This is a genomic window from Brevundimonas sp. FG8 (assembly GCF_057808845.1).
Genome location: NZ_JBMDIU010000001.1, coordinates 721,526 through 732,630, shown reverse-complemented (window position 1 = coordinate 732,630; position 11,105 = coordinate 721,526). Strand labels below are relative to the sequence as shown.

The following is an 11,105-nucleotide window of genomic DNA, read 5'->3' as shown; positions in this document are numbered from 1 at the left end:
CGGGCCTGATCGGCATAGCCCGAAATTGAAGCGCCCCGCCTCTCTCTCGAGGGGCGGGGCGTTCTGCGTCAGCGAGGATATTGCATCGGCACGGTCAGGCGGCTGTCGCCGCTGGCCGGGACCGTGAACTTCACCTGGTCCCATGTCGGCGCCGCGCGGAGGGCCGCGCCGTTGACCATGGCCCAGCCCTCCGCCGGCATGCCGCCCTCAATCTTCATTTGCCCGTTGCTGTCGACGTCGTGCAGGACCGACAGCGAATAGTCGCCGGGCGCCACGTCGCGGAAAGTCACGGTGACCGTCCCGGCCTCCGGATTGCGCACGACATCGCCGTAGGTCCCGGCGGGTTGCAGGAACTGATCCCGCGTTTGCAGGGCGGCCAGCAGTTGGCCGCCGCGCGCCTGCACGCCGGTCAGGGTCACGGTGACGTCTCCTGCAAGCGCGGGGGCGGCGGCGAGGCAGGATGCGGCGGCCAAGGCCGCAAGGATGATCTTATTCATGACAGGTCTCCAAAAGCGGGCCAGCCCCGCCTCATGAAGAGTACTTTGCATTCTAAAGTTCTCTGTGTCAAATTCAGTCTCACTGCTTCTCACGGTCGGGCCACAGGGTCGCGCCGTGCTCACCGGGCCGCACCGGTGCAGGTCACGCGCAATTTTTCACCTTTCGGGTTGACGGCGAGGGGGATTGTCCGTCAGCCTCCGTTCTGAACTTGAACTGAGCAGGTCCGCCGTGAACCGCCTCGACGCCCGCATCGCCATCGCCTCGACCGCCTCGTGCGGCGGCGCGACCGCGCGCGTCATTGGTATGACCGGCACCACCACCATCACCGCTCCGGCGGGGAACGGTTAGCGCGCACCAAAGCTCAGGAACGCAAAAACCCAACCCCGCCCGGATCGCTCCGGGCGGGGTTTTTCTTTTCCTCCCCTCTCCTCGAAAGCCCCTCCGATGAACGCCCAACTCGCCGTCCTCGAACGCCCCGTACCCGCCCTCCCCGCCGCCTCGCCCGAGGTGGTCGTGATGAAGTTCGGCAGCTCCGTGCTGGTCGATCCCGCCGACGCGCCCAAGGTCGCCTCCGACATCTACGCCGAAGTCCGACGGGGCCGACGCGTGGTCGCCGTCGTCTCGGCGCTCGCCGGTGAAACGGACCGCCTGCTCGCCGAGGCCCGCGCCCTCGGTCTCGCCCACGACAACAGCCTGCTGCCTGCCTACGTGGTTCAGGGTGAGGAACGCTCCGCCGCCCTGGTCGCCCTGGCCTGCGATCGCGTCGGTCTCAGCGCCGCCACCCTGACGGTCCGGGAGCTGGGCCTCGTCGCCGATGGCCCCTGCGAGCACGCCCGCCCGCTGTCGCTGGACCGCGCCGCCCTCGACCGCGCCCTGCTGAAGCATGAAGTGGTGGTCGTCCCCGGCTTCGGCGCTGTCTCGCCCGAAGGGCAGGTCGTCCTGCTGGGCCGTGGCGGATCGGACCTGACGGCCCTCTTCCTCGCCGCCGAACTTGAGCTCGACAGCGTCCAGCTGGTGAAGGACGTCGACGGCCTCTACGACCGCGACCCCAACGTCCATCCCGACGCCCGCCGCTATGATCAGGCCAGCTGGGCCGAGGCCAAGGCGCTGGGCGGCGGCCTCGTCCAGCCGGACGCGCTCGATCTCGCCGAGGCCCGCAAGCTGAAGGTCGAGGTCCGCAACTACCTCGACGGCCACCGCACGGTCGTCGGCCCGGTCGGCGCCCCGCCGAAGCCCGCGCCCGCCCACCGTCGTCTTCGTGTGGCCGTCGCCGGCTGCGGCGTGGTCGGCGGCGGCGCACTGGCCCGCCTGCTGGTCGATCCCCGCGTCGAGGTCGTCGGCGTCCTCGTCCGCGATCCGTCCAAACCCCGCGATGTCCCCGGCGCATCTGATGCCCAGCTCGCCCCGCTGCTCGTGTCCACCCCCGTCGCCTTGCTGGAGCGGGACCCCGATCTTGTGCTCGAGGCCCTGTCGGAGGCGAAGGCCGGCTACGATGTCATCGCCGCCGCCCTGTCGCGCGGTGTCTATGTCGCCACGGCCAACAAACAGGCGGTCAGCGCCGATCCGGACGGCCTGCTCGAACTGGCGGCTCGCAACGACGCGAAACTGCTCTGGTCCGCCTCGGTCGGTGGCGGCGTGCCCATGGTCGAGGCCGTGCGCGCTGCCCGGGACGAGGCTCCGGTCGTCGCCTTCGAGGCCGTGCTGAACGGCACCGTCAACTTCATGCTCGCCCGTCTCGGCGAAGGCGCCGCCTTCGATCAGGCCCTGTCCGAAGCCCGCGCCGCCGGTTTCGCCGAGGAAGACCCGTCCTCCGATCTGCAAGGCCTCGACGCCCTCGCCAAGGTCCGCCTGCTCTCGTTCGAAGCCTTCGGCGTGATGCCGGACGACGTCGCCATTCATCGCGATGTTCTGGACCCCGCCGCCCTGCCGCCCGCCGGTTCGCGTCAGCTCTGTCGCTGCGAGCTGAAAGACGGCAAGCTGGTCGCCGCCGTCCGTCTGGTCTCGGGCGCGCTGGACCCGCTGTTCGCGGAGCTGAAGGGAGAGGGCAACGCCTTGAAGGTCATCTCGCAGGACGGATCGGTCGTGCGCCGTCGCGGCCGCGGCGCCGGTCGCTGGGCCACGGCGGAAAGCCTGCTGGCCGACCTGTCCGACCTCGCCGCCGCCCGCCTGTCGAAGGCCGTCTGACCATGGCCGTCTTCACCCCCGTCGAGGAGGCCGACGCCGAGCCCTTCATTAGCCGCTATGGGCTGGGCGCCCTGCGGTCGCTCACGCCCATCGCCGAAGGGGTGGAGAACACCAACTACCGCATCGACACCGACCGGGGTCGGTATGTCCTGACCCTGTTCGAGGGTCGCACGGACGCCGCCTCCCTGCCCTTCTGTCTCGGCCTGACCGCCCACGCCGCCGACAAGGGCCTGCCCTGCGCCCGCGCCGTGCTCGATGATCAGGGGCAGGCCGTCGGCGAACTCAACGGTCGCCCCGCCGCAATCCTCGAATGGCTGCCGGGGGCCTGGAAGCGTGAGCCCTCGCTGGAGCATCAGCACGCGGCCGGCGCCCTGCTGGCGCGCCTGCACCTCGCGGCGGTCGACTTCCCGCTGGAGCGCGCCAACCCGGTCGGGCCCGCCGCCCGCCGAGCCCTGTTCGACCGCTGCCTGACCCGTGCTGATGCCGACGACCGCCTGCTGCTGGGCCGGATGGCGCCGTGGGTCAGCGGCGCGAGCGGCGATCCCGCCGCCGGGCTGCCGCGTGGTCCGATCCACGCCGACTACTTCCCCGACAACCTGCTGTTCGACGAAGACGCCCCCAGCGGGCTGATCGACTTCTATTTCGGCTGCACCGACGCCCTCGCCTACGATCTGGCCATCGCCCTTTCGGCCTGGGGCTTCGACGCCGACGGCCTGCCCCTGCCCGCCGCTCTGGCCGCCTTCCGCTCAGGCTATGAGTCCGTGCGCCCGCTCTCGGTGGCCGAACGCGCCGCCCTGCCCGCGCTTGGCGCCGTCGCCGCAGTCCGCTTCACCCTGACGCGGCTGCACGACCGGCTGTTCCATGATCCCACGCGTCTGGTGACGCCCAAGGACCCGACCCCCTTCCTGAGACGGCTGGACTGGTGGACCGAACAGGCCGCGCTGGCGGCTTAACCGATCGCGGCCAGCACCGCCTCAAGCGTCGCGTCCACCGTCTCGAACTGCTCGGTCTTGCCCTCCAGCCCTTGCAGTTGCGGCGGACGCTCAGGCGCGAAGCCCAGCGCCGCCTCAACGCTGTCGGGGAATTTCGCCGGGTGCGCGGTCGACAGGGCGACGACAGGCCCTGTCCGTTCGACCCGCCGCGCCGCATGCAGCGCCACCGCCGTGTGCGGACAGATCACCCGCCCGTTCTCGCGCCAGGTCCGCTGCATCTCGGCCACCGTCTCCGCCTCGCTGACCGAGACCGCCGACACCTCGCGCCGCAGGGCCGCCAGCACGTCGCCCGGCAGGGTCACGTGGCCTGCCCTGTTGAAGTCCTCGAACAGCCCCCGCGTCAGGTCCGCATCCCGCCCCGTCGCCTCGAACACCAGCCGCTCGAAGTTCGAGGGCGCCTGAACATCCATGCTGACGCTGGCCGTCGGCTCGGCCTGCGTCCGCTCATAAACTCCCGTATGTAGCGCCCGCACCAGCGCGTCATTCCGGTTCGTCGCCGCCACCAGATCGCCGATCGGCAGGCCGCATTGGCGCGCCACCCAGCCCGCGAAGGCGTCGCCGAAGTTTCCGGTGGGCACCACATAGGTCGCGGGCTCCGCCAGCTTCGCCGCCGTCGCCGCGTAATAGGGCGCCTGCCCTGACAGCCGGGCCCAGTTGATCGAGTTGACCGAGCTGACCCGCCGGTTCGCCTTCAACGCCGGGGCGCCCAACAGGGCTTTCACCAGCCGTTGGCAGTCGTCAAAGTCACCGCGCACCGCCAGGTTCAGCACGTTCGGCGCACCGGTTGTCGTCATCTGCAGCCGCTGCATCGGCGACACCCGGCCCAGCGGGTGCAGCACCACCAGATCAATCCGGTCCGCGCCCGCGAAGGCCTTCACCGCCGCCGCGCCGGTGTCCCCGCTGGTGGCGGTCAGCAGCAGCAGGCGTTCGCCCGTGTTCGCCAGCAGGCTCTCGGCCATCCCGGCCACCAGTTGCATGGCCAGGTCCTTGAACGCCGCCGTCGGCCCGTGGAACAGCTCCAGCACATGCAGGCCGGGCTCCAGCTCGACCAGCGGGACCACGTCGGGATGCAGGAAACGCTCCTGCACCCGCCGCGTCGCCGCCGCCAGCGCCCCCGCCGGAAGCCCCTCGCCGACGAACGGCGTCAGCAGCCGCTCGGCCAGCGTCGCATAGTCCGCGCCGCCCGCGATCAGATCGTCCAGCGACAGCTTCGGCCAGGTCGCGGGCGCGAACAGGCCGCCGTCCGGCGCGATGCCGTTGATCACGGTCCCGGCGAAATCGACGAGCTGGGAACGGCCACGGGTGCTGACATAGGACGGGGAGGTCATCCCCTTTCGTCGGCGACCGGATCGCCGCCGTCAATGAGTGTCAACCCGCTGGAAGGAAGCGGCAGGCTGATGCGGACGCGAGCGTCAGACACCGTTGCTGGAAGGTCGCGGGATCAGGACGCTGTCCGGTATCCAGCCAGCGCTCGAGCGCGTCCAGCGTGGTCAGATAGCCGCCGTCCTGAAGCCTGCTGTGCTGGTTCTCGTCCGTCAGCGCCTGCGCCAGCAGATGCGAGCGCCCCGCCGCCGCCACCGTTCGGGCGTACTCAGCATCCGCCAGCCAGGTCACCGTCGGATCGTAGCGCGCATGGATCGTCACCGTCGGCGCCACGATAAGCCCCGACAGATCAGCGTCATAGGCCAGTCTTGCAACAGCCGTCGGGTCCGCCGTGAACCGCTCCACGCCCGCGTTCAGCGCCGCGTCGTCGGAAGAGCCGCTGTACACGGTCCGGCTGTTGTCGAAAGGATTCAATCCGCCCAGCCGCCTCTGCACCAGATCCTGGAACAGGAAGGTCGACCAGGTCATGTGGGCGATCAGCTCGTCCTCCTCGATTCCGGTCACGGCGAGGATGTCGCGCAGCCTGCGGGTCTGGTCCGCGCGCCGGTCCCGCTGCGACAAGCCCACGCCGGTGCACTCCACGATCCGCCGCCGCAGTTCCGCCCGCGTCATCGTCGCGTTTGCGGGCAGCCCCTGCCAGACCGGATAGGCGCCGTCCTGCCGCGCGGGATGGTTTCCGCAGTAGAACTGGTAGACCGCCCGCAAATCGGCCCGGAACTGATAGGCCTTCGTCCCGCCCATCAGCACGCCGTTGGTCAGCAGGACGCCATCGTAGTTGGGTCGCCCCTCGATATCGAGGGCGTAAAGCTCCGCCGCCTTCGCCGCGACGTTCCCGCCCCACGACTGGCCGTGAAGGATGGTCCGGGCCGGACGGCCGAAGCGCGCCCAGAAGATCTTGCGGCTGTTGTCCGCGTCCTCGGCGGCCATGCGCACGCCGTACCCGCCCCGGCGATAGGTCGAGCCGATCCAGGCGTAACCCTGCTTCACCATCACCGAGAACCGGTCCAGGTCCTCCAGCGAGTCCGGAGCTTCGGGCTCGCCGGTGCGCGGACCGCCGTGGGCGTGGACGATCAACTTGCGGTTCCACGTCGTCGGCATGGCGATGATGTACCAGGCGCCGTTGACGTCCCGGCCTGAAAGGCAACGCACCTCCCGCCCCACGGAGGCCGGACAGTTGATCGGCGTCGGTTCCACCGCTTCGAGCGGCGACGGGGTCGATGCCGCACCTTGCGCCACAGCGAGGCCGGGCGTCGCCAGCATCAGGCCCCCGAACAGAGCGGCCAGTCGTTTCATCGGAACCCTCATCAAAGGAAATCCGGCGCGGATCGGGGGAGGCACGATCCGCGCCGGTTCAGCCCGGTTCAGTCTCAGAACGTCTTCGAGATGTCGACGTACCAGTAGCGGCCATACGGGCGCTGCACTGAACCGAGATAACCACCGTCCGCCAGCGACGGACCTTCATCCGTCAGATCGCGGACGCCGATACGCAGATCCGTCCCCGAGGCGGCGCCGAAACGCTCGTCGAAGGCGTACTGGCCGTACAGGTTCAGCGTCATCTGGTCGGTGACCTTCCACGCCTGACCGGTCGAGCTCAGCAGGCTCGTCTGGAACACCTCGCTGACGTACTGGGTCGAGGCGCCCACCCGCCACGGGCCGTGCCGCCAGGTGAAGCTGGCGTTGACCTTCCACTCGGGGCGGCCGTTCTGGGCGATCAGCTGGCTGGAGTCCGGCAGCGGAGTCAGGGAGTCGATGATCCCCGCCTCACGCGCGGCGTACAGCGAGTCCACGATATCCCCCGGCGCGCGCGAGAACTTCAGCAACTGCTGGGCGTTGGCGCGGAAGATGAAGGTCCCCCACTCGGTCCGACGCTTGGCCCAGGTGAAGCCGAGGTCCAGCCCTTCCGCCGTTTGCGGCAGCAGGTTGATGAACCGGTCGCTGATAGTTTGCGCCGTCCCCACCGCCGTCAGGCCGGTGCCGTCGAACAGATCGATGTCGTCCTGCGTCGGGGTCGCACGGACCACATTCGGATTGGTCCCGCCCTGCACCCGGTTCAGATACTCCAACGCCAGCGCGGTCTGGGCGCCCAGCAGTCCGACGATCTGCTCCTGCTCGATCTTCCAGCGATCCACCGTGAAGGTGAAGTCGCCCAGCACTTCCGGAAGGAAGGTCGGCTGGAAGACCAGACCATAGGACTGATTGGTGCTCTCCTCGGGCTTCAGGTCGGGGTTGCCCGCGATCTGCAGCGAGACGCTGGCCGTGCGGGTGCACTGGGTCATGTTGGCGATGGTGCCGTTGCGGATGTCCGCTTCACAGCGGATGAAGTCCGGGGCGCTGGCCAGACGGGCGTACTGGGTTGCGTTCACCTGTTCTAGGTTCGGCGCGCGGAAGCCTTCCGAATACGAGGCCCGGAACCGCAGGCCTTCCACGATATCCCAAGCGAGGGCGATCTTGGGCTTCCCGACCGAGCCGAAGTCCGAATAGTCCTCGAAGCGACCCGCCAGCTGAACGTCGATGCTCTGCACCAGCGGGATGTTCATCTCCGGCGAGATGACCGGAATGGCGAACTCGACGAAGGCGCCCGCCACAGTGCGGTCACCCTTGCTGTCCGGGTTGGGACTGACCGCCGAAACATTCGACGGATTGACCTCGCCCGTCACCATGTCGACGAAGGTGAAGGTGCCGTCCACGTTCTCGTCGCGGTCGTCGCTCTGGGTTTCACGACGGAATTCGACGCCCATCGCCACGCCTACCGGGCCGCCCGGCAGTTCGAACAGGTCGCTCCGCGACATCTTGAAGTCGGCCAGCGCCAGCGTGGTGCGCGAGACGCGACGCATGTCGAACACGATGGCGTCGATGGCCGCCTGCGACGACGGCGTGCAGTCATTGTAGCTCGGCGTATCCACACACCCGCCGTTGAACGGGTTGTAGGCGTCGGGCGTCGACAGGGCCAGCTGGGCCTGCAAGGCCGTCATGTTGATGTTGGGCGAAATGTCCTCGGCCTCGGCCTCGGAGTAAAGAAGCGCGCCCTCCCAGTCGAACCCGCGCCATTCACCACGCAGGCCAGCCAGGAAGCGCGACTGATAGTTCTTGACCTTCACCTCCTGGAAGCCCGTGTCCGCGAACCGGTAGTTGCCCAGACGCACCGCCAGCCCCGAGGCCGGAACATTGGTCAGGTTGGGCAGGCGGTTCGGGTTCGGCGCCCCGTTCATCATAGTCGGACCGAACGGGTTCCAGTAGTTGGTCGCCGGAATCCACAGACCGTTCAGATTGACCACCGGCGGCTGGATCGCATTACTTTCAGCCGCATAGAAGGACAGCTCGCCGAAGGCGGTCAGGTTGTCCGTCAGATCGTAGTGGCCGGTCAGGAAGATGTTGGCCCGCTCGACGGACGGGCGCACCGTCGTGCCCTTGCGGGTATCAAACCGCATCTCGCGGTTCACCCCGTTGTAGGCCGCCGCGCCGCTGACCAGACAGATGTCGCCCAGATCGGCGCCGACGCAGCCGAAGCTCTCCGGTTGATAGTGGAAGGCGCCGGCGGCGGTCGTCACGACCGTGCCGTTGGAGCGCGGGCGGGTCGCCGTCGTCACGGGCGCGATCGTCAGCGCCGCCCAGGTCGTGTGCGACGAACGACCGTCCGGCACGGTCGAGGTCTCGTAGCCCGGGAAGCCCGAGAAGAAGGGCCGCATGTCGTCGCTGAAGGTGAAGTCCTGCTCATCGGCCATCAGCTTGGTGCGACTGGAATAGTTGGCGAACAGCGAGACATTTCCGCGGTCGAAATTCTTGCCGGCGAAAACGTTGAGATCGAGCTCGCGCATGCTCGTGCCCTCGGCGCCGCCGTAGCGGCTCTCGAAGGTGAAACCGTCGAAGTCGTCCTGCAGCACGGTGTTGACCACGCCCGCCACGGCGTCGGCGCCGTAGATGGCCGCCGCGCCGTCCAGCAGCACCTCGACCCGCTCAAGTCCGGCGACCGGAATGGCGTTGGAGTTGTAGCTCAGCACCGGCACCGTGCCGGTGTCCGACGTGCCCTGGCTGGTCGGGTGCTGCACCACGCGACGCCCGTTCACCAGCACCAGGGTGTTGCCGACCCCCAGCGAGCGAAGGTTGACCGAGTTCACGTCGCCGCGCGCCGAGTTGGAGGTCTGCGGGTTGTTGGCGCTGTCGAACAGCACGTCGCCCATCTGCGGGATCGACCGCAGCAGGTCGTCACCCGACACCGCGCCGACGCTGTCGATCTGCTCCTGATCGACCACCACGACCGGCAGGGCGTTGGTGGTCGAGGCGCCGCGGATTTGCGATCCCACGACCACGACGTCGCCCAGTTGGGCCGCCCCGTCCTGGGACGCGTCCTGTTCGGGCGCGGTTTCGACCGGCGGCGCCTCCTGCGCAGCCGCGGCGCCCGCGGCCAGCAGCGTCAGCACCGCCGCGCCGCCCAGCAGCGCGCTTCTGTATCTCGACTTCATTCCCGTTCCTCCCTTTTAACCCCCGCCGTTTCTTCAGTCGGCTGTCAGGGTTTCCTTGTCTCCCGGCCCTGCGGCCGGATCAGGCGACGCGGCGAGCGCCCCCGGCTTTGATCCAAGGGCGGCATGGAGCGCATCGCGATCCAGTTCGCCCTCCCAGCGCGCGACGACCAGGGTCGCCACCGCGTTTCCGATGAAGTTGGTCAGCGCCCGGCACTCGCTCATGAAGCGGTCGATGCCGAGGATCAGGGCCATGCCCGCAACCGGCACCGCGGGCACCACGGCCAGCGTCGCCGCCAGGGTGATGAAGCCGGCGCCGGTGATCCCCGCCGCGCCCTTGGAGCTGAGCATGGCGACCAGAAGCAGCAGGATCTGTTGTTGCAGGCTCAGTTCGATGTTCATGGCCTGGGCGATGAACAGCGCCGCCAGCGTCATGTAGATGTTGGTGCCGTCCAGATTGAACGAATAGCCCGTCGGTACGACCAGTCCGACCACGGACTTCGGCGCCCCGGCCTTCTCCATCTTCTGCATCAGGCTGGGCAGGGCCGCCTCGGAAGACGAGGTGCCCAGCACCAGCAGCAGCTCTTCCTTCAGGTAGCCGATCAGCTTGAAGATCGAGAAGCCGTTGGCGCGGGCCACCAGCCCCAGCACGCCCAGCACGAAGACGAGGGCCGTCAGGTAGAAGGTGGCGATCAGCGCGATCAGGTTTGCGATCGACGCGAGGCCATAGGCCCCGATCGTGAAGGCGAAGGCCCCGAAGGCGCCGATGGGCGCGGCCTTCATCAGGATGGCGACCAGACGGAAGATCACCTGACTCAGCGACTCCAGCGCCCGCACCACCGGCTGGGCCGGCGCGCCGACGATGGCCAGCGACAGGCCGAACAGGATCGACACGAACAGGGTCTGCAGGATGTTGCCCTCGACAAAGGCGCTCACCAGCGTCGTCGGGATGATCCCGGTCAGGAAGCCGACGATGGTCGATTCATGGGCGGCCTGCGCATATTGCGCGACCGAACCCGCATCGAGGGTCGCCGGGTCGATGTTCAGCCCATGGCCGGGACGCACGACATTGGCGATCACCAGACCGATGATCAGGGCCAGGGTCGAGAAGACGAAGAAGTAGGCGAAGGCCTTGCCGGCCACCCGGCCGACGCGTTTCAGGTCGCTCATCCCGGCGATGCCGGTTGAAATCGTCAGGAAGATCACCGGAGCGATGATCATCTTCACCAGCTTGATGAAGGCGTCGCCGAGCGGCTTAAGGTCCTTGCCCAGCTCGGGCCAGAAATGGCCGATCAATCCGCCGGCGATGATGGCGCCGAGGACGAGCACATACAGGCTACGGTACCAGGGCTTGCGCACGGCGCCCGCCTCCGGCGTGGATGCAATCTGGATCAAAAGACCCTCCCGAGTGAGACCGCTTGCCGGTCCCGGATTGGTTCACCGTCTGATGCGGTGACGTGGAGCTATTATCGAAAGCCCCGGTCCGACCTCGCAAGCGGAAGGCCGAAATCCATCATCACACTGACATTACTTGATTTATTCCCGATTTCGCGGGTGCAAAAACTCAAAACTGGGCGGATTTCCGCACATC

At 68.1% G+C, this 11,105-nt stretch carries 7 protein-coding genes; 2 read left to right on the top strand and 5 right to left on the bottom strand.

Features of this window, described 5'->3' with window-relative positions; translation table 11 throughout:
- Window positions 1–68: 68 nt before the first annotated feature.
- Complete coding sequence (locus ACODRV_RS03395) at window positions 69–497, bottom strand: DUF2141 domain-containing protein (protein WP_141626206.1); 429 nt, start codon at window positions 495–497, stop codon at window positions 69–71.
- Between the two features lie 445 nt (window positions 498–942).
- Here ACODRV_RS03395 and ACODRV_RS03390 point away from each other — a divergent pair, with 445 nt between their 5' ends.
- Both ACODRV_RS03390 and ACODRV_RS03385 read left to right on the top strand, forming a co-directional pair.
- Window positions 943–2,682: an amino acid kinase family protein gene (locus ACODRV_RS03390; RefSeq protein ID WP_488907412.1), complete on the top strand. Its 1,740-nt coding sequence runs from the start codon at window positions 943–945 to the stop codon at window positions 2,680–2,682.
- Window positions 2,683–2,684: 2 nt separating this feature from the next.
- Entirely contained in the window at window positions 2,685–3,635 is a 951-nt protein-coding gene (locus ACODRV_RS03385) for a homoserine kinase (protein WP_488907411.1), read from the top strand.
- Here the strand turns inward: ACODRV_RS03385 and thrC are convergent.
- From thrC to ACODRV_RS03365, 4 genes are all read right to left on the bottom strand, one after another.
- Entirely contained in the window at window positions 3,632–5,002 is a 1,371-nt protein-coding gene (gene thrC / locus ACODRV_RS03380; RefSeq protein WP_488907410.1) for a threonine synthase, read from the bottom strand. The genes ACODRV_RS03385 and thrC overlap by 4 nt on opposite strands.
- A 40-nt stretch (window positions 5,003–5,042) precedes the next feature.
- Window positions 5,043–6,350, bottom strand: coding sequence for an alpha/beta hydrolase (locus ACODRV_RS03375; protein ID WP_141626202.1), 1,308 nt, complete (start codon window positions 6,348–6,350; stop codon window positions 5,043–5,045).
- 74 nt (window positions 6,351–6,424) lie between these two features.
- Window positions 6,425–9,517 carry a TonB-dependent receptor plug domain-containing protein gene (locus ACODRV_RS03370; RefSeq protein WP_488907409.1) on the bottom strand — a complete coding sequence of 1,031 codons (3,093 nt, stop codon included), beginning with the start codon at window positions 9,515–9,517 and terminating at the stop codon, window positions 6,425–6,427.
- A 33-nt stretch (window positions 9,518–9,550) separates the two neighbouring features.
- Window positions 9,551–10,900, bottom strand: a complete 1,350-nt coding sequence (locus ACODRV_RS03365) for a dicarboxylate/amino acid:cation symporter (RefSeq protein ID WP_141628245.1) — start codon at window positions 10,898–10,900, stop codon at window positions 9,551–9,553.
- Window positions 10,901–11,105: the final 205 nt, after the last annotated feature.

What these genes read in the sequence shown, in the direction of transcription:
- ACODRV_RS03395 (WP_141626206.1), bottom strand. Translation starts at nt 497, where the DNA reads ATGAATAAGATCATCCTTGCGGCCTTGGCCGCCGCATCCTGCCTCGCC.
- ACODRV_RS03390 (WP_488907412.1), top strand. Translation starts at nt 943, where the DNA reads ATGAACGCCCAACTCGCCGTCCTCGAACGCCCCGTACCCGCCCTCCCC.
- ACODRV_RS03385 (WP_488907411.1), top strand. Translation starts at nt 2,685, where the DNA reads ATGGCCGTCTTCACCCCCGTCGAGGAGGCCGACGCCGAGCCCTTCATT.
- thrC (WP_488907410.1), bottom strand. Translation starts at nt 5,002, where the DNA reads ATGACCTCCCCGTCCTATGTCAGCACCCGTGGCCGTTCCCAGCTCGTC.
- ACODRV_RS03375 (WP_141626202.1), bottom strand. Translation starts at nt 6,350, where the DNA reads ATGAAACGACTGGCCGCTCTGTTCGGGGGCCTGATGCTGGCGACGCCC.
- ACODRV_RS03370 (WP_488907409.1), bottom strand. Translation starts at nt 9,517, where the DNA reads ATGAAGTCGAGATACAGAAGCGCGCTGCTGGGCGGCGCGGCGGTGCTG.